The 25,325-nt window shown below is 42.1% G+C and carries 22 protein-coding genes and 1 tRNA gene; 6 read left to right on the forward strand and 17 right to left on the reverse strand.

Annotated features, from left to right (window positions below; all coding sequences use genetic code 11):
* Nucleotides 1–10 precede the first annotated feature (10 nt).
* The gene (locus AC2D3N_RS10930) at nucleotides 11–346 is read left to right on the forward strand and encodes a type II toxin-antitoxin system HicB family antitoxin (RefSeq protein WP_079677624.1); all 336 of its coding nucleotides are present in this window, start codon (nucleotides 11–13) and stop codon (nucleotides 344–346) included.
* Here AC2D3N_RS10930 and AC2D3N_RS10935 read toward each other — a convergent pair.
* The 9 genes from AC2D3N_RS10935 to AC2D3N_RS10975 all read right to left on the reverse strand — a co-directional run bounded on the left by AC2D3N_RS10935 (nucleotide 317) and on the right by AC2D3N_RS10975 (nucleotide 9,342).
* Nucleotides 317–2,440, reverse strand: coding sequence for a DNA-binding protein (locus AC2D3N_RS10935; protein ID WP_079677625.1), 2,124 nt, complete (start codon nucleotides 2,438–2,440; stop codon nucleotides 317–319). The genes AC2D3N_RS10930 and AC2D3N_RS10935 overlap by 30 nt on opposite strands.
* A 67-nt stretch (nucleotides 2,441–2,507) precedes the next feature.
* Nucleotides 2,508–3,287, reverse strand: coding sequence for a dioxygenase family protein (locus AC2D3N_RS10940; protein ID WP_079677626.1), 780 nt, complete (start codon nucleotides 3,285–3,287; stop codon nucleotides 2,508–2,510).
* A 49-nt stretch (nucleotides 3,288–3,336) separates the two neighbouring features.
* A complete protein-coding gene (locus tag AC2D3N_RS10945; RefSeq protein ID WP_079677627.1) occupies nucleotides 3,337–4,137 on the reverse strand; it encodes a tetratricopeptide repeat protein in 801 nt (266 codons plus the stop codon).
* A gap of 56 nt (nucleotides 4,138–4,193) precedes the next feature.
* On the reverse strand, nucleotides 4,194–5,756 hold the full coding sequence (gene kaiC / locus AC2D3N_RS10950) for a circadian clock protein KaiC (protein WP_079677628.1): 1,563 nt from the start codon (nucleotides 5,754–5,756) through the stop codon (nucleotides 4,194–4,196).
* 173 nt (nucleotides 5,757–5,929) lie between these two features.
* The gene (gene kaiB, locus AC2D3N_RS10955) at nucleotides 5,930–6,232 is read right to left on the reverse strand and encodes a circadian clock protein KaiB (protein ID WP_079677629.1); all 303 of its coding nucleotides are present in this window, start codon (nucleotides 6,230–6,232) and stop codon (nucleotides 5,930–5,932) included.
* A 32-nt stretch (nucleotides 6,233–6,264) separates the two neighbouring features.
* Nucleotides 6,265–7,029 carry a type I methionyl aminopeptidase gene (gene map / locus AC2D3N_RS10960; RefSeq protein WP_079677630.1) on the reverse strand — a complete coding sequence of 255 codons (765 nt, stop codon included), beginning with the start codon at nucleotides 7,027–7,029 and terminating at the stop codon, nucleotides 6,265–6,267.
* A gap of 172 nt (nucleotides 7,030–7,201) precedes the next feature.
* A complete protein-coding gene (locus AC2D3N_RS10965) occupies nucleotides 7,202–7,618 on the reverse strand; it encodes a hypothetical protein (protein ID WP_079677631.1) in 417 nt (138 codons plus the stop codon).
* A 91-nt stretch (nucleotides 7,619–7,709) separates the two neighbouring features.
* Nucleotides 7,710–8,402 (reverse strand): magnesium protoporphyrin IX methyltransferase, encoded by a 693-nt coding sequence (bchM, locus tag AC2D3N_RS10970; protein WP_079677632.1) that lies wholly within the window; start codon nucleotides 8,400–8,402, stop codon nucleotides 7,710–7,712.
* Nucleotides 8,403–8,823: 421 nt separating this feature from the next.
* Nucleotides 8,824–9,342, reverse strand: coding sequence for a DUF4330 domain-containing protein (locus AC2D3N_RS10975; protein ID WP_079677633.1), 519 nt, complete (start codon nucleotides 9,340–9,342; stop codon nucleotides 8,824–8,826).
* 456 nt (nucleotides 9,343–9,798) lie between these two features.
* Here AC2D3N_RS10975 and AC2D3N_RS10980 point away from each other — a divergent pair, with 456 nt between their 5' ends.
* A complete protein-coding gene (locus AC2D3N_RS10980) occupies nucleotides 9,799–14,991 on the forward strand; it encodes a response regulator (protein WP_484693615.1) in 5,193 nt (1,730 codons plus the stop codon).
* Nucleotides 14,992–15,077: 86 nt separating this feature from the next.
* Nucleotides 15,078–16,127 (forward strand): mannose-1-phosphate guanylyltransferase, encoded by a 1,050-nt coding sequence (locus AC2D3N_RS10985; protein WP_484693616.1) that lies wholly within the window; start codon nucleotides 15,078–15,080, stop codon nucleotides 16,125–16,127.
* A 159-nt stretch (nucleotides 16,128–16,286) separates the two neighbouring features.
* On the opposite strand, the gene AC2D3N_RS10990 is transcribed toward AC2D3N_RS10985, so the two are convergent.
* The 5 genes from AC2D3N_RS10990 to AC2D3N_RS11010 all read right to left on the reverse strand — a co-directional run bounded on the left by AC2D3N_RS10990 (nucleotide 16,287) and on the right by AC2D3N_RS11010 (nucleotide 20,197).
* Nucleotides 16,287–16,721: a hypothetical protein gene (locus AC2D3N_RS10990; RefSeq protein WP_484693617.1), complete on the reverse strand. Its 435-nt coding sequence runs from the start codon at nucleotides 16,719–16,721 to the stop codon at nucleotides 16,287–16,289.
* A gap of 100 nt (nucleotides 16,722–16,821) precedes the next feature.
* The gene (locus AC2D3N_RS10995; protein WP_484693618.1) at nucleotides 16,822–17,160 is read right to left on the reverse strand and encodes a type II toxin-antitoxin system HicB family antitoxin; all 339 of its coding nucleotides are present in this window, start codon (nucleotides 17,158–17,160) and stop codon (nucleotides 16,822–16,824) included.
* A gap of 169 nt (nucleotides 17,161–17,329) precedes the next feature.
* A complete protein-coding gene (locus tag AC2D3N_RS11000; RefSeq protein ID WP_079677976.1) occupies nucleotides 17,330–17,650 on the reverse strand; it encodes a type II toxin-antitoxin system HicA family toxin in 321 nt (106 codons plus the stop codon).
* Between the two features lie 251 nt (nucleotides 17,651–17,901).
* Complete coding sequence (locus tag AC2D3N_RS11005) at nucleotides 17,902–18,939, reverse strand: ABC transporter substrate-binding protein (RefSeq protein ID WP_484693619.1); 1,038 nt, start codon at nucleotides 18,937–18,939, stop codon at nucleotides 17,902–17,904.
* Between the two features lie 4 nt (nucleotides 18,940–18,943).
* Nucleotides 18,944–20,197: an FAD-dependent hydroxylase gene (locus tag AC2D3N_RS11010; RefSeq protein ID WP_484693620.1), complete on the reverse strand. Its 1,254-nt coding sequence runs from the start codon at nucleotides 20,195–20,197 to the stop codon at nucleotides 18,944–18,946.
* A 207-nt stretch (nucleotides 20,198–20,404) separates the two neighbouring features.
* Here AC2D3N_RS11010 and AC2D3N_RS11015 point away from each other — a divergent pair, with 207 nt between their 5' ends.
* A complete protein-coding gene (locus AC2D3N_RS11015; protein ID WP_484693621.1) occupies nucleotides 20,405–21,466 on the forward strand; it encodes a glucokinase in 1,062 nt (353 codons plus the stop codon).
* Between the two features lie 44 nt (nucleotides 21,467–21,510).
* On the opposite strand, the gene AC2D3N_RS11020 is transcribed toward AC2D3N_RS11015, so the two are convergent.
* The 3 genes from AC2D3N_RS11020 to AC2D3N_RS11030 all read right to left on the reverse strand — a co-directional run bounded on the left by AC2D3N_RS11020 (nucleotide 21,511) and on the right by AC2D3N_RS11030 (nucleotide 23,461).
* Complete coding sequence (locus AC2D3N_RS11020; protein WP_484693622.1) at nucleotides 21,511–22,332, reverse strand: inositol monophosphatase family protein; 822 nt, start codon at nucleotides 22,330–22,332, stop codon at nucleotides 21,511–21,513.
* Nucleotides 22,333–22,539: 207 nt separating this feature from the next.
* Nucleotides 22,540–23,163 (reverse strand): thermonuclease family protein, encoded by a 624-nt coding sequence (locus tag AC2D3N_RS11025; RefSeq protein ID WP_484693623.1) that lies wholly within the window; start codon nucleotides 23,161–23,163, stop codon nucleotides 22,540–22,542.
* Nucleotides 23,093–23,461: a 2Fe-2S iron-sulfur cluster-binding protein gene (locus AC2D3N_RS11030; protein WP_079677641.1), complete on the reverse strand. Its 369-nt coding sequence runs from the start codon at nucleotides 23,459–23,461 to the stop codon at nucleotides 23,093–23,095. Before AC2D3N_RS11030 ends, AC2D3N_RS11025 begins: the two co-directional genes overlap by 71 nt.
* A gap of 86 nt (nucleotides 23,462–23,547) precedes the next feature.
* Between AC2D3N_RS11030 and AC2D3N_RS11035 the strand changes: the two genes are divergently transcribed.
* Together AC2D3N_RS11035 and AC2D3N_RS11040 are read left to right on the forward strand one after the other, a co-directional pair.
* A tRNA-Ser gene (locus AC2D3N_RS11035) sits at nucleotides 23,548–23,634 on the forward strand.
* A 660-nt stretch (nucleotides 23,635–24,294) separates the two neighbouring features.
* Nucleotides 24,295–25,314: a DnaJ C-terminal domain-containing protein gene (locus AC2D3N_RS11040; RefSeq protein WP_484693624.1), complete on the forward strand. Its 1,020-nt coding sequence runs from the start codon at nucleotides 24,295–24,297 to the stop codon at nucleotides 25,312–25,314.
* The last annotated feature ends 11 nt before the right edge of the window (nucleotides 25,315–25,325 follow it).

Here is a 25,325-nt window from a genome sequence, read left to right on the forward strand (position 1 = left end):
AGGAGAAAAAATGACTTATTATATTGCTACTGTTCATAAAGATACTGACAGTGATTATGGAGTACAGTTTTATGATTTTCCTGGTTGTATTACTGCGGAAAAAACGATAGAAGCCACACAAATTATAGCTCAGGAAGCCTTAATAGGTCATATTAATTTAATGGTTGCTGATGGAGATGAAATTCCAGTTCCTAGTTCCCTAGAAACAATTTTAAGCGATAGTGATCATCAAGATGCGATCGCATTTTTAGTGATTCATATTCCTGATAAAATTTTTAATATAATTAACACTTCGACTAACAAACAACAACAACCCTTAAAGTTTGCCAAAAGCTCCCCAAATTAAACCGGAAATCATCCCCCAAATACTGCCAATTCCAGCCGATACAATAATTGAACCCATTAATAAAGAAGTTGTACCCGTTGTTGCAGAAGTATCTAAAAAATTAGCAAAAGTTGTGGCGGCTAAAACTCCCAAACCCGCCCCAGAAATTGCCCCTAAAAAATTACCCCAAATTGCCCCAATAAAAGCCCCCCTTCGTCCTGATAAATTCAGGGATAAAGGCAAACTCGGAGCACCTCCAACGCTTCCAAATAACCCTCCCGCTACAGTTCCCCCAATAGTTCCCACCCCCGCAGCCACAATAGCCGTCGCCATTATTCTCAGGGCTATTTCCGAGGAATTTGCAGGGGAATTAATATTAGAATTCATCTGTTCAAATTGTTGCCAACCCACAGCTAAAATTCCTAAACAAATTCCCCCTAAAGTTCCTAAATATGACCCCCAAACTCCCCCAACAAATGCCCCGCGTCTTCCCCACAACCGTCCAATATGAGGTAAGGATAAAGGAGGTTTAAATAAATGCCAAACCGCACCCCAAACCATCCCCATTAAAGCCCCCCACATTAAGGTTTGACCAATCAAGGGTTCCCGTTCCACTACCCCAAGGATTAATCCGGCAATCACCGCTGCCACAAAAATCCCTGACCAGCCCCCCACAATTAACGCTACAACTCGGTTTAATCCCCCGGGCGGAGGGAGATACACACTAATAACCATTCCTAGAAATGCCCCCCACATTGCCCCCACGACTAACCCGCCAATAATTGCTTCTTTCCCTTGCACAAACGCAATAATCAGCGCAATAATTGCCGATAAAACCGACGTTCCCCACAGTCCTCCTAAGACAACTCCTTCAAAGATATTTCCGAATAAAGTTTGGAGATAAAAATTAGGAGTCTGGGGAAAAACCAAGGTTTTTTTTGCCGTTTGTTGAGCAAAAATAGGACGGTTTGACGGATTGAATACAGGACGATTATTAACCGGAATAGGTTTATTATTTAAAACTCGTTTGCGTTTGCGTTTGAGCGGTTGTAAATTTTGTTTTTGTTTAACGGCTAGGCGGGAAGGAAAGGGGTCGCGCCCCCCTAATTTTTCCGTGCGATCGCACCAAGGACAATGGCTTAAATGATTTCCATAACGATGTTCTGATTGTTGGTTACAGGTAATTAAATTCGCTTCGGCTTCTTTTAATACTATTAACCAAGTTTTCGCATCGGGTCTAACTTGGGGATTTTTATATCCCATTTCAAAACATTGAATAAATAATTGTTGCAGTTTGGGATACAACAGTTCAAAAGGAGGAGCATAGGGCATGGGTTGATAGGGAACCTGTTTTGTCCCATAGACAAAATGACCAGCCCGCACCCGAGACTCAATGGCTGGAGGGTCGCCACTGCCCTGATAGACCCCGGAAAACGGGTGAGTCCCTTCCATTAATAATAGAAATATTAATACCGCCAGTCCAAACCGATCCTGTTCGGGGGTGCGGTTTAAGTCGCGAAAGGCTTGTCCCTGGAGTTCTGGGGGAGTAAATTCGGCTTTACCGACGGGACAGCGATAAATTAACCCGCTATCGGGATCTCGAACTTGAAAGGAGTCGGTATCTACCAGGGTGACTAATGCCGTATCACTAACTAAAATATTAGATTCATTGACGTCACCAATAATATATCCACTACTATGTAAATCGGCAACGGAAGCAACTAAATTACGGGCGGTACGATGGAGATATAAATAATTAAATAAAGGCTTTTGTTCCCGGCGACTTTTGGGAGTATAAAAAATATGAATTGGGGTAGCTTTATGCACCCGGGGCATTAAATAACCGACAATTTTGCGCTGAGGGTCGGTGGTATGCAGCAGGTCAACGGGCCAAGCGATCGCCGTCATTTCAGGGGAAACCATCGCCGTTGCCGGGGGATAGTTATACATAACGGTGAGTTTTTCGGCATCTTCCTCGCTGGGTTTATGGTAGATTTTGGCAACTAAATTCGGATCTTCTAAAATCCCATAGATGCGTCCTTCCCCCCCACTTCCTAGAGGGTTGTGGGTATCAAGAGTAATAGTTTGTCCGTTGAATTGGCGTTGCAGCCGCATAGCAAGTTAGGGGTTGAACCGTTGCACCTGTTGAATCGTACCTAAAGCATAGCGCGTTGGGGCAGGGTTAATTAAATGCGTAAGCTGCCATACTGAAAGCACCATAGGTGTAGCTGCGGTGCAGTTGTATGCCCTTAGCCGTTGCCCCGACCGCACCTAACGCAACAAACAAAGGCAGTAAATGTTCCTCCGTGGGATGGTTTTCGGGAGCATAGGGCGCAAGTTGCCGATACCCGATCAGATCTTCCCAGTTTCCCTGCTCAATGGTCTTTGCCAGCCACTGATCAAACTTTTGCACCCAATCAGGTGGCGGTGCATTGTAATCTTCAGCAAAGGCATCAAGATTGTGGGTAATGCCACCACTGCCGATAATCAGCACCCCCTCCTGTCGTAAAGGTGCTAATGCCTGTCCCAGTTGCCAATGATATCGGGGGTCACGGTAGTATTGAATGGATAGCTGGGTTACAGGGATGTCGGCGGCTGGATAGGCTAGAATCAACGGTGTCCAAGTTCCATGATCGAGTCCCCGTGAAGGATGAATCTCACAGGGAATCTTGGCTTGGGTTAGCAAGCTCAGGACGCGCTCGGCAAGTTCAGGTGCGCCTGGGGCGGGATAGTTGAGCCGATAAAGCGGTTCGGGAAACCCAGAAAAGTCATGGATTGTTCTGGGGTGTTCGGCTGCACTGACCATGGGTGAATCAGTCAGCCAGTGGGCGGAGATCACCAGAATGGCTTTTGGCTTGGGGAATTGTTCATGGAGAGACCGTAGGAAGTCGGTAACAGCACCTTCTCGAAGGGTTAAATCCGGTGCTCCATGGGATAAAAAGAGGGCGGGTAGGGTATTCATGGGTCGATGGGGGAACAGTGTATTGATGAATTAATCCTCAAAAATCAGATTATTTCAAAGTCAGAAAATTATTTAAGGCGGTGACTAATTTGGGCGGCCACCGTCTAACGTTTTTCACCCAATCAATATTTTTATATCGAGCATCCAGTCCCACCACCGCCACCCAATTACTTTCGGCTTCTCCGGGTTTGCCCATATCCCATAAACAGGCGGTTAAGGCGGCTCGCATATCAGCAAAATTAGGATATTTCCGCACTAGATTTTTCATGGTTTTTAGGGCGGTTTCAGTTTCTCCTAATTGATATAATGTTAAGGCATAATTCCCCCGGGCAAAGGAATAGTTTTTATCTAAATCACTAGCGGTTTGATAGTCTAAAAGGGCGGCTGACCAGTTTCCTAATCCCGCTTCCGCATTCCCCCGATTATTATAAGCAATGGCATCATTAGGGTTAATTACTAAGACCTGATTATAGTCGGCGATCGCTTTTTCCCACTCTCCTAAACCTTCATAGGCTACCCCTCGGTTTAAATAGGAATCAGGAAAATTAGGAGATAATTCTATAGATTGATTATAGTCAGAAATCCCCTGATTTAGTTTATTTTGACTCACTCTAACATTGCCGCGGTTACTCCACATCGCCGGATTTTCAGGATATTGATCAATAATTTCAGTCCAGTAGATTTCAGCTTGAGAAAACTGACCTTTTTGAGTGGCAGTAAACGCTTGCTCAAGTAAAGTATCCACATCAGAAGATCGGGATTGATTTTCAGCCCATAGGGGGGTTATATTTCCCCAAGTAAAAATCAGAATACTGAAAAATAGAACTATAATTTGGTGAAACCAACGCATTTTAGGTATTAACTCAAATAAGTTAAATCAATCAGAATACTTAATAGCTTAACCCATTATTCATCCAAATCAATTTTCCCTTGAACGCCTTGAATAATCCGAGATAATTCATTCTTTTCATTAACAGCAATTCGGCTGGGAGAACCACTAATAATCCGTTCATAATCACGGAAAGAATCCGTAATTACCGGGCCATGATCACTAATAGTATATTCTCTAATGCCTTTATCATGCCAAGAACCCCGCATTTTAAATACATTCAACGCCCGGCACATTTCCCCACGAATTTCCACATATTGCAGCATCAAAATCGTATCGGTAATCGTGGAAATATGGGAATCGGTAATAGAATTAGACCCCATAAATTGATCGGTTGTATTGGTGAAAAATCCCGTGATTTCCTCCTGTTTCGCATAACCGGTCACCCCAATCACAAATTGACGGAAGGCGTTATTACTCACCCCTCGCGCTAAAGCTGATAAGGAATCAATCGCAATTCGATCCGGTTTAAACTCGGAAATTTCCGATTTAATAATTTGCAAATGATCTTCTAACCCAGTAGATTCAGGATAACTACATAAAATTTTCAGTAAACCCTTGCTTTCCATTTCTTCAAAATCAATTCCCCAGGAACTCGCATTTCTAAACAATTGAGATCGGGATTCTTCGTAAGCAAATAACAGTGCCCGCTGACCATTTCTACAGGCATTTTCCAGAAAAATACTAACTAATAAAGTTTTACCTGTTCCCGTGGCTCCGGTCGCCAGAATAATCGAATCTTTGAAGAAACCACCCCCACACATTTTGTCGAGGGTTGTGTTTCCAGAAGAAACCCGAACATTAGACGAACGTTGAGTAAGTCGCATCGCACCCAGGGGAAAAATACTAATTCCATTATTAGTAATTGTAAAGGGATATTCCCCTTTCATGTGGGTTGTTCCCCGTAATTTCAGGATTTCGGCCGTGCGTCGTCGCCGTTCTCCTTCTAAAACATTTCTCAAAATTACGACATTATCGGAGACAAATTCTTCTACCCCAAACCGAGCCACCGGGCCATATTCAGCCTCTCGTTCCGTTGTCATAATTGTAGTGGCTCCCACCTGTTTCAGTCGCGCCACCAGGCGAAAAATCTCTCGTCTCACCACCCCAGCGGCATCATATTGTTGGAAAACGGCTGTTACTGAATCAATTGATACTCGTCTGGCTTTATATTTACGAATAGCATATTGAATCCGTTCAATTAATGCAGATAGGTCAAAATTTCCGACAATATCCTGTCCTTCTGGGTCGGGAGAAGCATCTAAGATAAATAACTTACCTTCATCAATTAGTTTTTGCAGATCCCATCCAAAACTAGAGGCGTTTTTAATAATATCTGTAGGTGATTCTTCAAAGGTAATAAAAATCCCTGGTTCATCAAAATAAATAATGCCGTTGTAGAGAAAATGAACTGCAAATAAGGTTTTTCCTGTGCCCGAAGTTCCGCTCACTAGAGTAGCTCTAGCAATGGGCATTCCCCCATGACTAATATCATCAAACCCTTCGATCATGGTGCGAATTTTTTGCACCCCGGTTAGTTTGCGTTCATTGCCTTTGGTGTCCTGAGAACTTTCAGTCATAAATTTTAATTTTAAAAGACGTAACTGTTGATCACTCAACCTCTGATAATAATGCTACATTTACCACAAAATCTGGAACATTGACACTCCCCCGCCAAGCCAACCTACGAAGGTAGAAGATGGGTTGATCAATTGGAGTAACTTATTGTATAGGGGGAGCTTGAGAGCCAGTCTTAATCATCCATTAGTTCTTCGTAAAGAAGATCCAGCCCAATTAAGACTTTTTCGCGATCGGACAGATCTCCAATAATTTTTCGCACGGGCGGGGGTAAAATTTTGGACAGGGTAGGGGTCGCCAAAATTTTGTCTTCCTCAGCCAGTTGCGGATTTTTCAGAACATCAATCACTTTTAAGGCATAAACCCCTTGAAATTCCTGTTCTAAGATGTCCTTGAGGGTTTTTAACGCCCGGACTGAGTTAGGCGTATTTCCAGCAACATAGAGTTTGAGAACATAGGTTTTTTGGAGAGGACTCATAGATTTTTAGGGGTTAATAGGGTAACATCCACTTAGTCTGCGAGGGTGAGAATCTCTACACCTGTTTCTGTGACGGCAACGGTATGTTCAAATTGGGCGGAGAGTTTTTGATCCTTGGTGATGGCCGTCCAACCATCGTCTAAAACTTTGGCTTCCCAAGTGCCTTCATTGATCATGGGTTCGATGGTAAAGACCATCCCCGGACGTAGACGTTTTCCTTTTCCTCGTTTTCCATAGTGGGGAATTTGGGGGGCGGTATGAAACACCGTATTGACTCCATGACCAACAAAATCCCGCACGACGGAAAAGCCGTGGGCTTCGGCATATTCTTGAATGGCTGCCCCAATATCGCCCACCCGTCCATCGGGTTTAACGGCCTCAATTCCTCGCCTTAAACATTCTTCTGTGACTTCGACTAATTTTTTAGCTACGGCCGAAGGAGTCCCGACAAAAAAGGTGCGGGAGACGTCACCATAATAGCCGTCTAGGATGGGGGTAACATCGACATTGATAATATCCCCATCTTTGAGAATCTGTTTGGCGTTGGGGATGCCATGACAGATGACTTCATTCACGCTGGTACAGATTGATTTGGGAAATCCATGATACCCTAGGGGGGCACTGCGAGCCCCATGTTCCTGTGTCCAGCGTTCGGCTTCGTCGTTAAGTTCTAGGGTACTCACCCCGGGTTGAATCATCGGTTCAAGATGATTTAACAGTTGCACCGCCAGACGTCCGGCTTGGCGCATTTTTTCGATTTCTCGGCGGGATAAAAGAACAATTGTTTCACTGCCCATGGGTTTGTTAAAAATCTGAATATATCTCGCAAGTTATCAGCATTTCTACTACGGTATCATAATTAGGGAATTACGAATTACGAATTACGAATTACAAATGGGTAATGGGTAATAACTAATAGCTGATTTATGGGTTTAGAAATTTACTCTATGTACTAAAAACAATCAAATATTAATCAATAGGGAAACAATAAATAATTTCACCGTTTGATTTCTGTTGGGATTTTCCATTTAACTCTTGAGCTTTTTTCTCTAAAAATAATTTAGATTCGAGTCGGGATAAATGGGTATATTGAGCTAATTTATCAACACTAATTTCTCCACCTTGAACCTTAACTAAATGCCAAAAGATAGAACTAATCCGTCGAGAACGAGCTTGATTTTTTTGACGCCGTTCTTGAACCCAATCCCAGGCGACCCATCCCCCAATTCCCAGGGAAGGCAAACCGAGGATTAATCCTCCTAAAATAATACTCAGTCTACTATCAGTGGTTGAATTAGGATTAATTAATTCCGTGGCGATCGCTAATAAACAACCCATTCCCACCGGAACTAATAAACTCGCTGTGATTACCTTCAGGAACTGCATCGTTTTTCCTCCCCACCGAGAGAATGCGGAACAGAATCAAAACCCCATTACACCGGAGAGATGCCTATGTTACATCTCCGGTTTGTGTCTCCTAATCCGTATTGCGTATTGCTTCAATTAACCGGGAATAGTAGAAGTTAGTCCCGATCATAGTTTGTCGTTGAATCGAAAAACCATTATCACTAAAAATTTTAACAATATCCGCTTCTTTATGTTGGTAAGCACGAGTAGTTTTACTCGGCCCAGGAAATAATTCCCCAACTTTTTTAAGCATACTTAATGCTAAGGTTTTAGGCGCGAAACTCAAAATCACCCGGGACTCGGCTAGGGAACACAGATGAGCAATCATCTCAGGAATTTGATCTTGGGGATAATGAATCAAAACATCCAAACAAATCACCGTATGATAGCGACCCTGTAGGGTTTCCAAATCCTGGGCTGTGAAGCTGAGTTTTTGGATCACGTTCAGGCGGTCTTTTGCCCGATCATAAGCCTCAGCCACCATTTTTTCAGAAATATCGCTCCCGTAGACTATGGCTCCTGCCTCTGCTAAGGGAATACTCAAACTGCCCACACCACATCCCGCGTCACAGATGCTTAAACCCGGCAGGTTACCATCGGCTTTTAACCACTCCAAAACTTGATCAACGGTTTGTTGATGTCCCTGACGAATATCAAGTTGCACCTTATTCACTTGACCGTCACCGTAGATGCGTCTCCACCGATCAAATCCTGTGCTATTAAAATAATCCCGAACTACGGTTTTCTCGTCTGCTACACTCATGGGTTTGTTTGAAATTAATTCAGTCCAAACCTTTATTGTAAGGCATATAGGAGCAGGGGAGTAGAGGAGCAGGGGGGCAGGGGGAGTAGGGGAGGCAGGGGGAGTAGAGGAGCAGGGGAGGCAGGGGAGGCAGGGGGAGTAGGGGAGGCAGGGGAGGCAGGGGGAGCAGGGGAGGCAGGGGGGGCAGGGGAGGCAGGGGAGGCAGGGGGAGCAGGGGAGGCAGGGGAGGCAGGGGAGGCAGGGGGAGTAGAGGAGTAGGGGAGGCAGGGGAGGCAGGGGAGGCAGGGGGAGTAGAGGAGTAGGGGAGGCAGGGGAGGCAGGGGGAGCAGGGGAGGTAAACTCTTGCTATTACCCATTACCCATTACCCATTACCCGTTCGTAATTCGTAATTCGTAATTATCGAAAGGAGGGGTGTGCCGTTTATTGAACGCGGACGTCGATGACTGTACCGTTAAAGTTGTAATTTTTGCCGTCGAGTTCAACGGTAGTACCGACTTTGATTTTGATATTGCCTAAAACTGGGCCATTTTCGGTGATTTGACCTTTTCCTTCTAGGGTTAAAAGCAAATTATTATTAAATAGATTATCGGCGGTGGGGTCAGGTAGGGCTTTTAATGTACCATCCGGTTGAGTCACAGGGATAATTCTAGGTAAAAAATTGACTTTATTCAGAGTAATTTGACCATAGGGTTGATTTCGAATAATTAAGTTAGTTTTTTCTCCGGTTTTAAATAATTCTTTGGCGTTACTGCTTTTGAGTCCCACCACTAAAACATCTATGGTCACGGGACGGGTTGTCACACCGACTTGAGCCACTGAACCCGATGTACCTGGATAGAAGAAAACCCCAAACAGCACCAGTAAAATAACTAAAGCCGCACCAAAATCGAGAATACTAATCCTACCAAAAAGACGACCTTGAGAATCTAAAATTTTCATAGAACAAATACACAATAAGTTTTACAGAGGATTGAACCTTGTCAATTGACAAAAACCTGTACTAGAGGGAAAAACTCAAGGAAACAGCAACAAACAGAACAACCCAGGGTCAAGTTACCCTCAAAAATTTTAAATCTAAAGGCGATCAGAAGCCAAAATAGAAGTAAAGATTCTCGTTTGATCCCCAAAGATAACATCAATCTGGATTTTGTTTTTGACAGCCCCCTGACCCCTAGTACCCGAAATCTCAACCCCAAAAATCGCCTTCAAGGTTGCCAGAGTCAGAGTACACGGCAAAATTAGGTAAGACATCCACTAAAAATACCAATATGCTGGTAGTAGGAGTGGGTGTTACCCCCCAGGTATTACAACCCTGTTCTTTGATGATTGGCCCAGTTTACCCCAAACCGAGTCCCAAACCTGATTCCACTCAGTACCAACCCCAATCAGCCTTTTATGTTTATTCCCTCAGTCCGTCAAGCAATCAACCGCTATCCCCTCACCACAGCACCGGAAACCCCTGTATCCGAGGTGATTTTGTTGATGAGTCGTACCTGTTCTAGTTGTGTTTTTGTGATTGAACGGGACGATATTGTCAATCAAAGGCCAACGGTCATCGGAATTTTTACAGAACAAGATATTATTCAGCTTAATTCTATTGGAGATCCATTGCGAGGATTTCCAATTTCTCAAATTATGATTCGGTCATTTATCACGGTAAAAGAATCGGAGGTGGATGATATCTTTACCCTGATGGGGATATTAGAAAAACATCAGATTCAACAGCTTCCCGTTGTTGATGATCAAGGAAGATTAGTCGGGGTCATTAGTCCTAAAATTATTCTACAACTATCTTTAAAAGATTCAGAAGCCAGAAAAATAGCTAAATCTTTACCCCCTGTTCCTCAAGAAATTTCTCTGGAATTATCTTCTAACTCGGATTTGGTTTTACCTGAACATCAACCCAATTGTCAACAACTTCTGGATCATCTTTTTATTCCCGATCATTTAATTAAATTGAATCAACTTGCCCCCATTCCTAATTCTAAAATTGTGCCGATATCGGGGGGGGCAACCCTACGAGAATTAACGGAATTAATGTTTAACTATAGTGTGGATGAAATTATAATTACAGAAACCTCTCCTCCTAATTCTAAGTTAACAGGGGATCAGATTTTCCGAACCCAATCTCAATGTAAATGGGTAGGCGTTGTAACCTCCCAGGACATTATTTCCATACAGGCATTGGGTTTGGATCTAAAAACTGTAAAAGCAATTACGATTTGTAATACTCCGCCTTTAGTTTTGCGATCGCAGGTCTCCCTAAAAACGGCATTAAACTTAATGAGAAAATATTATTATCAACTCCCGATAATTTTGGTGGATGATCATAATAATCCCGTCACCCTCATCTCCCCTAAAACCCTACTTTTACAAGTTCTCCAACCCAAATCGATGCACAATACCCTCTTGAGTTGGCAGCATCAATTTCAGGAGATGTTAAAAGCAACTCCATCTTCTCCTGAGTCCTTGCCTTTATCCTCAAGTCATCCAGTTACGGAACCTTTAGAATCAAACCTGGAAGGGATTTATCATTGGAACTTAAAAACGAACGAAATTTTATATTCTTCCCAATGGAAAGCCATGTTAGGATATCAAGATCATGAGATTAAAAATACCAGGGAAGAATGGTTAAGTCGGATTCATCCTCAAGATTTGAAACGAGTTAAAGTCACTCTAAAAAAATATTTTTCCAAGAAAAATAGTGAATATGTTATAGAATATCGTATCCTCTGTAAAGACGGTAAATATAAATCTGTACGAAGTCGAGGTCAGGGGTTTTGGAGTGAACAAGGGGAACCTTTGCACTTGATTGGGACTCAAATTGATGTAGCATCTTCTCAGTTAGAAAAAACTCCATCCTTAAATGCTAATTATCCCGTTGATGATCCGATTCAGCAGTTGAAATCCATTGTATTTAAAACCGATAGCCAAGGAAACTTTATATTTTTAAATTCCGCCTGGACACAGTTAACGGGATTAACCATAGAAAATAGCTTAGGGACATCATTTTTAAATTATATTTATTCTCAAGATCGGACAAAAGTTAGCCAATGGTTTGAATCATTAATGTTAGGTCGTCCCAAAACGGAGCAACTTGATGTCCGAATGTTAGTGTTTAATCTTAAAGAGAAGGAAGGGGGCGGACAGTCTTCTCAACCTGCAACTCGCCGGGTTTTAATTTCTGGTCAATTAATTTTAGATGAACACAAACATATTTTAGGAGTTCTAGGAACATTAAATGATATTGCGGAACAGTTTAAAGAGTTAAATGATCTCAGAGAAAGAGAAAGACTGATCCATCAATTCTACGAAATTACGGTTAGTAATAATACGGATTTTGAAACTCGAATTAGTGCGATATTGAGTCTGGGTTGTCATCGATTTGGCATGGATATTGGCTTACTGGGAAAAGTTTTTGCCGACCGATATGAAGTAATTTCTTCCTATCTTGCTGATGATTTTCCCTTTGGATTTGCCAAGGGGGATACCTTAGCCATTGAACAAACCTTTGAATGGGAAGCCTTAAAAACAGAGGATGTTGTTTGTTTAGAATCCATTAAACAATCACCCTGGAAAGACCATCGGGCTTATCAAACCCGACGTTTAGAAGCCTATATTGGTATCCGGGTGATGGTGGGGGGACGGGTCTATGGAACCTTGAGTTTTATGAGTCGCAATTCCCGCGCCTCGTTTCAAGAATTGGATTTAGAAATTATGCAATTAATGGCAAATTATATCGGAAATGAAATTGCTAGGGATAAATCTCAAGAGATTCTTCAACAACAAAATCAACATTTATTGTTACTCAAAGAAATTACCCATAAAGTGCGTTCTAAATTAGATACGCAAGAAATTTTTCAAACTACTGCTACGCAAATAGGTAGAATTTTTGGGGTGAATCGTTGTTCAATTTATACCTATCGATCCGACCCCTATCCCCATTTATCTTGTGTGGCAGAATATCTGGAATCCGGTTATGATTCGACCTTAAATTTTGAAATTTCTGTGAGTTATAATCCCTATATTGAAAAACTCCTGGCTGAAGATCAAGCGATCGCTTCGGTGGATGTTTTTACCGAACCTTTATTAGAATCCTCTGCCCCCATGTGTCGGCGCATGGGGTTAAAATCAATGTTAGCGGTTCGGACTTCCTATCAAGGAGATGCTAACGGTATTATGATGCTGCATCAATGCGATAAAATGCGGCAATGGATACCCGAAGAAATTGAATTTTTAGAAGATGTTGCCAATCAAGTTGGTTTAACCTTAGCCCAGGCTAAACTATTAGAAGCAGAGGTAAAAAATCGTCAACAATTAGCTGAACAAAATAAAGATTTAGAAGAAGCTAGATTAGCCGCAGAAGTGGCGAGTCGGGCTAAAAGTGAATTTCTGGCTACTATGAGTCACGAAATCCGTACCCCCATGAATGCCGTGATTGGGATGACCGGGTTACTCCTCGATATGAATTTAACCCCGGAACAATTGGATTTTGTCGAAACCATTCGCACCAGTGGCGATGCTTTATTAACAATTATTAATGATATTTTAGATTTTTCTAAGATTGAATCGGGTAAATTAGATTTAGAAACTAATCCATTTAAACTGCGAGATTGTTTGGAAGAATCCCTAGATTTACTTTCAGGAAAAGCCGCAGAAAAAGGTCTGGAAATTGCCTATTTAATTGAACCTTCTACCCCCCAAATTATTTTGGGCGATGTCACCCGACTGCGCCAAGTTTTAGTGAATTTACTCAGTAATGCAGTGAAGTTTACCGCCCAAGGAGATGTGGTAGTTTCGGTAAAAGCTTCGGAGGTCACAAATCTTCCCCTTGACCTTAATACTGCCCCAACAATTGCCCATAAAATTTATGACATTCAGTTTGCGGTTAAGGATACTGGAATTGGGATTCCTGCCGATCGCATGGATCGTTTATTTAAAGCCTTTTCTCAGGTTGATGCGTCCACTTCTCGTCAGTATGGCGGGACGGGTTTAGGATTAGCTATTAGTCAACGATTATGTGAAATGATGGGGGGACAAATGTGGGTGGTGAGTCGATCCCAATCCGATTCTCATACCGACAATCAATCGTTTATTTCGACAATGACTGGCAATCCTCCCGATAATTTTGTTGAGGCGTTTGAGTTAGATACGGGTTCAACTTTTTACTTTACTATTCGGGCGGAAGCAATTCCCAAAATTGAAACCAATGAACTTTCAAGTTTACTGGTGGGTAAGAGATTATTAATTGTTGAAAATCATGGAATTAATCAAACGGTTTTAATTCGACAAGCTAAATCTTGGGGTATGGTTCCTGTTTCGGTCAAAACCGGACATGAAGCCTTAAATGTGTTAAAAAATAATCCTGATTTTGATTTGATTATTTTAGGCATGAATTTGGCTGATATTGATGGGATTAATTTAGCCAAACGGATTCGAGATTGGGAACGAAGCCAGGCAGAAACATTCCCCGAACAGAAACCGATGAATATTACCTTCTTTAATTATGTGGTGAATACCGATTTAGTCAAGCAGGTAGAACACAGTAATATTGATTGTGCCGGGTTTATTAATAAACCCCTGAAACAATCACAGTTTTATAATACTTTGCTTCAAATTTTGGGTGAGTCCATAGAAAGTGTCATTCGAGAACCAGGGAAGTCTTTGGGAGCATCGAATATGTTATCTGTTACTCCATCTAGCAATTTAAAAATTTTGCTGGCAGAAGATCATGTTGTCAACCAAAAAGTGGCAATTCAAATGTTACAAAGATTAGGATATCGTACGGATATTGCCGGGAATGGATTAGAGGTTTTAGATGCTTTAAATCGACAGGATTATGATGTGATTTTGATGGATGTTCAAATGCCTTTAATGGATGGTTTAGAAACCTCTCGTCGTATTTGCGAAGAATATGCAAATCGTCCCAATAAACCTTGGATTATTGCGATGACGGCTAATGCTATGCAAGGCGATCGAGAAATGTGTTTAGCCGCGGGCATGAATGATTATATTACTAAACCTGTGCGTCGGGAAGAACTCGCCAAAGCCCTATCCCAATGTCAACCGATTCAGAATGGAAATGGTTATAAATCCTTAGAAAATTTATCGGATTTTGCCAGTAACGGACATTCTAATTCATCTTCTGAATATCTGTCTAATTCTAATGGTAATATTCCAGAATCTTCGGCAATTGATCAACAAGTCTTAGAAAATTTAAGGGAATATGATGATGAAGATGATCCCTTTGTTAATACCTTAATTCAGGATTATTTAGCCGATACTCCCCAAAAAATTGCCCAAATTCAAACAGCAATCAAGACTCAAGATATCCAAGGGTTAAAAGAAGCTTCTCATACCCTAAAATCCAGTAGTGCTCAATTGGGGGCTCTCACCTTTTCCGAGTTATGCAAAGAGTTAGAATATATGGGACGGGCAGGAATGGCGGCCGAAAATGGCACGGGTCTGGAATGTTTTACATCGGGAAAAGCCGCCGCAGGATTATCTAAAATGGAAATAGAATGGTTACGAGTCAAAGCTACTTTAGAACAGGAATTATCTAAGGAAACCGTGAATATAAATAATTAAGAATTGTTGATTTGTTGCTCTCAACTATTGACGTTTTTCTGTTAATTACTTAGAATAAATTATGAGGAAAAAAATAAATTTTAAGTATGATTCCTGTAATTTTGGCTGGCGGAAAAGGTGAACGGTTTTGGCCCCTAAGTCGGAAACATCGACCGAAACAATTTTTGAGTTTAGATGGCAGTGGGATTAGTTTATTACAAGCCACCGCAGAACGTTTATTACCTTTAACCGAAAGTTGGGAGGGTTTGTGGGTCGTAACTTCTGCTTTGTTAGAGTCGGGAGTTCAAACTCAGTTACCCCAATTACCCCACCCCAATATTTTAGCAGAACCCGAAGGACGAGACACCGCCGCCGCCTTAACCTGGACAACTTTAGAAGTCGCAAAACGTTACGGGGAAGAAGCGGTAATTGGGTTTTTTCCGGCGGATCATTGGATTGTGGAACCGGAGAAATTTCGCCAAACTTTAAAGGCGGCGGAAGTATTAGCAAAAACCCAAGATGTGATTGTTACTTTAGGGGTAAAACCTACCTATCCCTCCACAGGATATGGTTATATTGAACAGGGGGAAGAAATCGGAATTTTTGACGGATTTCCTGCTTATAAAGTGGCTCGTTTTACCGAAAAACCCAATCGAGAAACCGCAGAAAATTTCTTAGAAACCGGGCGATTTAGTTGGAATGGGGGGATTTTTGTGTTTCGGGTCGGTGTGGTTTTAGCAGAATTAAAAACTTATGTTCCTGAATTAGTTAGTGCTTTAGAAACTAAGGGAAAAGACGCCTATCCTGAGTTGAAAAAAATTAGTATTGATTATGCGTTAATGGAAAAAACCCAGAAAGCTTGTGTTTTACCCGTTGAATTTGGCTGGGACGATTTAGGAGATTGGAATGGGTTAGAACGATTATTAGGGGGAGATAAACCGAATGTGGAATTAACAAATCATGTAGGACTGGACACAAAAGGGGCTATTTTATTTAGTAGTAATTCTGATGAAGTTATTGTTACAATTGGAGTTGAAGATCTCGTTGTGGTTCGAGATGGCAATGTTACCTTAATTGCCAAAAAAGATCGAACTCAAGATATTAAGCAAGTTCTCAAACAGTTAGGAGATGATCCGAAGTTAAAAGACTTACTCTAAGCCCAGATTCTTTCGGCAAAATTGAGTAGGAAAGAATTAGAAAGTTTGGGTCGAGTCGCGATCGCTCAAATCGAAAAATGAGTAGGAATGTAGAGATGCGCCATAGCCCGTCTCTACTCAATCAAGGTGAAATAAAAATATATTTTTTTGCTGTTTAAACTATAAATATTTAACTTGATTGTTGGTATTAATTTGTATATATTTTAACTTTTCGAGTTCAGATATTATTCTTTCTTGTTCAGCATCAGAAATTCCTCCTTGAAATTGAAACATGGCACTGATTGAATTTTTAAGGGTGCTTCTTTTGCTTGGCTTTAACTTTACGATCCTTTCAAAAACATATTGAACTACTTCTTTGTTATTTTGAGGTTTTGATAAGTTTTTGGGGTTACTTTCAATTCGGCTTTGAGGATTTTGAGTTTCTTCTTCTTTTCTGGCTAGTTGTATCAGCAGTTGCGCCAAACGTAACTTGTCTCTGTATCCAAGCTGTTCACACAAGCTAGCTATTTCATCATAAGTCATAACAACTTTTATTTGAAACTTATCCTTACGGGATAACTGCTGCTGTTGAGACAATAATTCAGAATTTGACATAAAACAAACTTGAACTTACTTTTCCATGTTACCAGATTCTACACTTTTTTTGATGAGTGGCGGACTGTTGGAGAGGATGGCTCTGATACTTACATAAACGTCAATTCCCAAAAGCACGATTAGCGGCATCTGCTAAAATTTCTTCCATCCAAGCATTAATGCTTTTACCTGCTTTAGTAGCAGCTAAAAAAATTTGACGGTGACATTCAGGTGTTGTACGAAATGGCAGTTTACCGGAGAAAGGCTTATCTGGTTTTTCCCCTAAATCTTCACAAAAGTCTAAATAATCATCAACCGAGTCGTGGAATGCCTGACGCGCTTCTTCCACAGTTTTACCCTGAAAGGTAATCACATCCTTAATGTCCAAAACGCGACCAAAAAGGATTGCTTTTTCTGCATCTACTTCAATTTGAGCCGTATAACCTTTGTAAGTTAGCATAGTTGCCTCAGTTCTCGAATAACGAAACGGCACAATAACACTTTTTGGAAAATCTTTAAAATTGTGATACACGATTGTGCTGGTTTTACTAAATAGAGAGTTTGTCTTTTCGTGATCTGGGGCCGGGGCAGCCAGTGATGGTACCCCTGATTGGACGTCTTACTAATGACTACTCAGACATAGGGGCAACCCCTGCATTCTCTAAGAATTCCCTGACACTTTTAACTGCATCCTTACATACCTCTTTTTCAGGATGTGGTTCGTGAAAAACGGCTTTTACACCGTTTAACAACACTCGCACTCTCGACCCTCTCCCTTGGCTGACGGTAGCACCCAGCGCCACAAACAGACTCTCAACATCCGTCCAGACAATATCTGACCGAACAGGGTTTGCGTAGATTGCCTTTAGAGTTCGACGCTGTTTACTATTTAATCCATTTGCCATTTGAAAGTTGCCAGATTTAGCTGCCTTTAGAGGAATTGCCTGCATTATCACCCCAGCGTGATGCCATGTGTGTATTGATATCATATTTTGATATCAATGTCAAGTCAATCCGTTAAGTGTAGCAACTCCTGATCAATCCGACGTAGTTTGGTCATTACTTTAAGTCGTGTTACTGGTAATTTTATGAAAAGGAATAAATTGATTTCACAAAAGCCAAAACCCGCTTTAACGGATTACCTAACATCAAGATTGATTCATCTAAAGATCACTTCAGCTATGGAAACTGATCTAAAAACTTAAGCCACTGACCAAAAGGTAGAATCTAAAGAATCTGGCAGTTGAGGAACACTTTCAATTATACCATATTTAGCCAGTTTTTCTGACATTCTTTGCCAACGACTTGCCGAAATAGTACCGATTTGATCGGGGTTAATTCCGTGGGTAATATAATCAGCAATTAATTTTAAAGATTGAGTTTGATACTCTAAATTATGATATTGACTATCGGGTTTTATATAGGTATCAACTACAATTTTAGCGGCTTGATTAATATTATCTAGGGCTAATTTCCATCCCGCAAAAGATGCTTTTAAAAACTGATTTACCCATTCAGGGTGATGGTCTAATAACCGTTGATGGGCAAAAATGACCTGCACATAGGCATCATATCCATAATCGCTAAATTTCAAAATATTAGGTTGAATTCCAGTTTTATAGCTAAAACCAATAGGTTCATCAACACTATAACATTGAACGGCGGCTAATTCCCCACTTTGTAGTCGCTCATATTTATCTTGATAGGAAATTGGGACAATTTGAATATCTTGGGGTGATAAACCATTGGTATTAATGACTAATTCCATAATTTTTTTGATATTCCCATGAATCCCAACTTTTTGCCCAACCAAATCGTTAAGAGAATGGATATTATTTTGGGGAATTGACATTAACCCTAAAGGAGAGGTTTGAAACATAGTTGCGATCGCTTTAACCGGATATCCTTGCACTTGGGCGGCTAAAATGATATCCTGTTCCCCACATCCTAATATTAAAGGATTTTCTGCCATTTGTTCAAATACACTTCGATCTGAATTTAAAGGTAGAATATCAACCTTTAATCCCCGTTGTTGGTATAACTTATAATAATCTGCTAATAGTAACCCGGCAAATTGAACATTATATTTCCAGTCCAACTGCATCGTTAAATGGGGAGTTGAGGTTGGAATAATATCAAGAATGGAGGTTGCAGGATTGGCTAAAATCCCAAGTCCTAAACCCCCAGAATATTTTAAAAAGTCCCGACGAGAAATTAACTCTATTTTCTGTTGACCCATGGATTTAATAGTTGATTTTGGGTGCGCGACCGATGAGACCTGTCATTAATCTTAATGCCAAATAGCGGAATATTTGCACTTTGGTTAATATCCCTAATCCTAGGCGGCGTAAACTGACTTTTGGAGTCCAATTTCCTGAGAAAGTTCTATCTAAGAAATCCGTTAATCCTAAAACAATTAAATTCTCCCTTTGTCGCCAACCTTCATACCGTTTTAATACCCGTTTTTGCCCAATATCCTCGCCTTTTTGAGTCGCTATTTTTAACACTTCTGCTAAAGCTCCCGCATCCCGAATTCCCATATTTAAACCCTGTCCCCCCACGGGATGACAACAATGGGCCGCATCTCCAACTAAGGCTAATCGGTGTTGAATATAGCGATCGCTCTGCATTAATTGTACCGGATAAACATAGCGATCACTCAATAATTCTAACTTTCCTAATAATCCGCCCGTGCGATATTCTAATAACTTTAAAAACTCAGTTTCATCTAACTCCTTTAAAGCCTGGGCTTCCGCATGGGGAGCCGTCCAGACCACCTGACAGCGATTTCCGGGTAAGGGTAAAACTCCCATGGGGCCGCTCGGCCAAAACCGTTCAAAAGCAATATTTTGATGGGATTTTTCCGTTTTAATTGTCATCGCAATACAGGATTGCCAATATTTCCAACCGTGGGTTTTAATCCCCGCTTCTTCTCGTAACCGAGATTTAGAACCATCGGCGGCCACAACAATTTTACTATAAAATGTGTTAAGATTACCTTGATTTTCGATTTCAATTTCTACAAAATCGGCATGGTAATGAACATTTTTTAAACTAGCCGGACATTGCCAAGAAATATTCGGACACTGGGCTAAAAATTCATACATTGCCGATAAAATTATCCCATGTTCACCCACATATCCTAATTCATCTGTTCCCAAATCTTTAGACAGAAATTCCACTACTCTAGGATAATCAGAATCACTCAAACTAATCTGATAAAAAGTCGTAATTTTTGTGACAATTTCATCCCAAACCCCAATGGATTTAAGAATGCGTCCCGTTTGTAATGTTAAAGCATAGGCTTGTTTTTTACTAATGGCAACATCCGGCTTTTGGGATTCAATAATTGTTATTTTTAACCCCGAATCTTTCAAGCCACAGGCCAAAGTTGCCCCAACAATTCCACCCCCAACAATAACGACATCATAATCGATCTGGGGTTTTGATGAATCGACGACGGAAGATTGAGTTTGTGAACGTGACTGCACCAGCATTATGTTCTATGACTATATTTATAACTTGACTAGCTCTATTCTTGCACAGTTATCAGTCATCAGTCATCAGTAGAGACGTGCCATGGCGCGTCTTTATTAGTTTATTACCCATTCCCCGCTAACCATTCCCCATTATCCATTCGTAATTCGTAATTCGTAATTGTTATATGTCACAATAGGGAGAGTAAAGCCTTAATCCGTGAGACTATGACCTTATTATTAGCTGGAGATATTGGGGGAACAAAAACAATTTTGCGCTTGGTGGATGGGACAGAAATTGTGAAAGGCAGCCAAACCCAAGAGCGATTAAAAACCCTCTATGAATCCCGTTATTTAAGTGGGGATTATCCTGATTTAGTTCCCATTGTACAACAATTTTTACAAGAAGTAAAGGAACAATTGGGTGAAAATTTGCATCCAGAAAAAGCCTGTTTTGCCATTGCCGGGCCAGTGGTTCATCAAACCGCCAAATTAACTAATTTACCTTGGCACTTAGATGCTCAATATTTAGGGTCAGAATTAGCCATTTCCCAGGTGACTTTAATTAATGATTTTGAAGCCGTGGGCTATGGAGTTACAAGTTTACCCGAAAGCGATATTTTAGTCTTACAAAAAGGACAGCCACAGACCGATGCTCCTATTGGAGTTATTGGGGCGGGAACAGGTTTAGGGCAATGTTTTGTGACACCTTTAGTTAATAGAATCAAAGTCTATCCCTGCGAAGGAGGTCATACGGATTTTGCTCCCCGTTCTGAATTAGAATTTCAGTTAATGAAATATTTGTTAGCTAAACATAGGATTGATCGAATATCCGTAGAACGAGTGGTTTCTGGGCCGGGAATTATCGCAATTTATCAATTTTTACGCGATCGCAATACGGCAAAAGAATCTCCAGAAATTAGCGAAATTGTCAAGGAGTGGGAACATCAAATTGGGTTAGCAGAAGTAACAGTTGATCCCGCCGCCGCCATTTCTCAAGCTGCTTTAGAAAAACTAGATCATCTATCAGAACAAACCATGCAGCTTTTTGTAGAATCCTATGGGGCAGAAGCGGGAAATTTAGCGTTAAAACTATTACCATATAGTGGGTTATATATTGCCGGAGGAATTGCCCCTAAGATTTTACCTTTATTAGAAACTTTTGAATTCATGGAGGCTTTTTCTAATAAAGGACGCATGAAACCTATTTTAGCTAAAGTTCCCGTTTATGTCGTATTAAATCCCCAGGTAGGATTAATTGGGGCAGCGGTTTGTGCTGCGATTTTTTAACCATTAGTAAGGGTAATTCATGAATTACCCCTACTAACGCCAGATTATTTGTCTTTCCAACTCGATAATGCAGGAGTTTCTATTAATGCTTGACTTAACGGTTCATGTAAATAACCATTAGTGGCTAAAATTCGACCCGAACCGATTTTAAACGGACTGGTATCATAGGCGGTAACTTTCCCTCCGGCTTCTTCTACTAATACAATTCCTGCGGCCATATCCCAGGGAGATAACCCCCTTTCCCAATAGCCATCTAAGCGTCCACAGGCCGTGTGTGCCAAATCAATAGACGCCGCCCCACTGCGACGAACACCCTGGGTTAAATGGGTTAAATAGGCAAATTCAGCATAATTATTATCCGTCGTTTCTCGGCGATCGTAAGCAAAGCCTGTCACCAGTAAACTTTTATCTAAACTATCGGTTTTAGACACATTAATTAAACGATTATTGCAAGTTGCTCCTAACCCTTTAGCAGCTTGAAACAATTCATCATGAAAGGGATCATAAATCACTCCCACTTGAGGCACTCCGTTAATTAATAACCCAATAGAAGCGGAAAAAAATGGATATTGGTGGGCAAAATTTGTAGTTCCATCTAAAGGGTCAATCGCCCAAAGATAGGGACTTTTCAAATCCCCCAATTCCCCCGATTCTTCGGTTAAAATTCCATGGTCAGGCACATGACGTTCCAATACGGCTAAAATCGCCGCTTCCGATGCCTTATCCGCTTCGGTGACTAAATCCCCAGACCGTCCCTTTTCTTGAACATCGGTTAAATTTCCCAAATAGTATTTTAAAACAGCACCCCCCGCCTGAGCAGCTAAGGTAGCAACATCTAAAAAAAACTGTAATTCGTTTTTAGTCATATTATTTCGGTAATCAGTCATCGGTGTAGAGACGAGCCATGGCACATCTATAAATCAGTAAACAGTAATTAGGGTTTCAGCTTAAAATATTTCTCCTCCCCCTACCTCCCCTGCCTCCCCTGCTCCCCCTGCTCCCCCTACCTCCCCTGCCTCCCCTGCCTCCCCTGCTCCCCCTGCTCCCCCTACCTCCCCTGCTCCCCTGCTCCCCTAGGGTTGTTGCTCTCGAAATTCCATTGGCGTTAAACCCATGGGTTTATCAGGGTTCCAAATGCCATTTCCCATGAGTCGGGCATATTCTTGAGCATAGTTAAACCGTTGACCATATTGAGTCTGGAAATTAGAACTACCGGAGTTATAAATAGGGGTCGTTTCCGCTAAAACATATCCCTCTTTCAGTAAATGTTCATTAATTAAAATTCCGTCCAGCCAGATATAACCTGAGATGCGACCATAGCGATCTTTTGCTGTTAAATCTGCTTCTAATAGGATTTTTTTACCCTCAGAAAGTTGTTTTAAATATTGTTTAGCTCTGATTCCCCAAGGATCTTGTTTCAGGTCAGGGGCCATAATTCCAGCGAGTCGAACCTGTTGCAATACCGGAATTTTGCCCGTTTTATCGAGAATTTCCAGGGTTTGACCACTAATCACCCGTTCAACTTTGGTAAAAATGCCTTTCGGAAGGTCAGGTTGAGTACAACTGGTCAGCAGCAGCAAGCATCCTAATAAAATCCCAAAGCCTCTCAAGCCCAAATGAGCTCGACTAATCTTCGTCCAGGGGTAATCCGGTTTTAACTTTACCTTTACCAAAGTAGCGTCCGAACTGAAGTTCATACACTTCATCCTCGTCTTGGGTTTCCACAACTAAATCGGAGCGGGGATAACTCACACAGAGCAACGCATATCCCTGTTGTTGTAAGTCCGGGGAGAGTCCCATGGCTTCCGATTGCTGCAACTCCCCAGACACCACCCGTACCGCACAACTGGTACAGGCGCCATTGCGACAGGAAAAGGGCAACTCTACCCCCTGATTTTCGGCACTTTGGAGAATATACCGATCTTCAGGAACGTTGACATAAAAACGCTCACCCGTCTGACGATAATGAATTTCTACCCGATGGGAACTGGCCATAAAAAAAAATTTTTCTGAGATCGTGTTGACTTTCCGAAATTTATGATAGTATATATTTTCGTGGGTAAAAATGAAATATTCCACCTGGAGAGGTGGCCGAGCGGTTGAAGGCGCGACACTGGAAATGTCGTTTAGGGGTGACTTTAACGAGGGTTCGAATCCCTCCCTCTCCGTTTTTATGTAGAAGGTAATAGGTAATAGGTAATGAGGGCAAGACTTTGCCTTAATTTTTCTGGCTCAGTCTTTCTTTGTCCTAATCGCTGTGTCTATTGCTATACAAGCCGAGTGCGAACGTTCTAGCTCGCGCGAATAATCTAATATTCCCTCCTGGCTCAAATCCTAGAAAACAAATTCTGGAAACAGTAACTAGGGTTTCCGCTTAAAATATTTCTCCTCCCCCTACTTCCCCTGCTCCCCCTACTTCCCCTGCTCCCCCTGCTCCCCCTGCTCCCCCTGCCTCCCCTGCTCCCCCTGCCTCCCCTGCTCCCCCTACTTCCCCTGCTCCCCCTACTTCCCCTGCTCCCCCTGCTCCCCCTGCCTCCCCTGCTCCCCCTGCTCCCCCTGCTCCCCCTGCTCCCCCTGCTCCCCCTGCTCCCCCTGCCTCCCCTGCTCCCCCTGCTCCCCCTGCTCCCCCTGCCTCCCCTGCCTCCCCTGCTCCCCCTGCTCCCCCTGCCTCCCCTGCCTCCCCTGCTCCCCAGGTTCGGAAATTGCGATCGCAAAATCAGCAACAACCGAACCCAATCCTGTTAATAACTTTGATACCCTATAGGTTAGGGAGCATACTATCCAACAACGAGTAGCCTAGGGATCACTGTATTGAGGAGAGGGGAAGAATGTCTGCGACTGACTATAAAGACTACTACACGACTTTAGGACTAGATAAAACCGCGACTGCTGATGATATTAAAAAAGCCTATCGCAAACTAGCCCGCAAATATCACCCGGACATGAATCCGGGGAATAAACAAGCTGAGGCGAGTTTCAAGGATGTTAACGAAGCCTACGAGGTGTTATCCGACGCCGATAAACGCCGCAAATATGATCAGTTTGGTCAATATTGGAATCAAGCCGGGGCCACAGGTTGGCCAGGTGGTGCGGGTGCGGGTCAAGACGTTAGCGGATTTGATTTTAGTCAATTTAACAGTTTTGATGATTTTATTAATAGTCTTTTAGGTCGTGCCGCCACGGGTACAGGAGCTAGACCCGGAAGTAGTAGCAGTCGTAGTTATTCCTATCGGACTCAAACGGGAAACCCTTCGGGATTTGGGGGGAGTCCCTACGGTAATGATTTTGCCTCGGGATTTAACCCTCGCAATCCTCCGTCGGTTGCGGATACGGAAGCAATTATTACCCTAACTCTGGCTGAAGCCTTTCATGGGGTGCAGAAACGCTATTCCACCGGGGAGGTAACGATTCCGGCGGGAGTCAAGCCAGGCAGTCGGATTCGGGTTCGAGGCCAAGGTCAACTTGACCCCTACAGTCAACAACGGGGGGATTTATACCTGAAAGTGGAAATTCAACCCCATAGCTTTTTTCAATTTGACGGGGATAATCTAGTTTGTGAAGTCCCGGTTACGCCCGATGAAATGGTTTTAGGTACATCAATTGAAATTCCGACGCCCGATGGGATGGTCACAATGAATATTCCCGCCGGAATTCGTTCGGGACAGTCGCTACGATTACGGGGCAAAGGATGGCCAAAACCAAAAGGGGGCGGTCGCACCGATCAATTAGTTAAAATTATTGTGGTGCCACCCAAAGAAATTAGTCCCAGTGAACGGGAATATTATGAGAAAATTCGTGCCAGTCGCACGTTTAATCCCCGCAATAGTTTAAAAGACATTAAGCTCTGAAGGGGAATAGG

The organism is Planktothrix sp. PLAVEN19ND, from assembly GCF_057220675.1.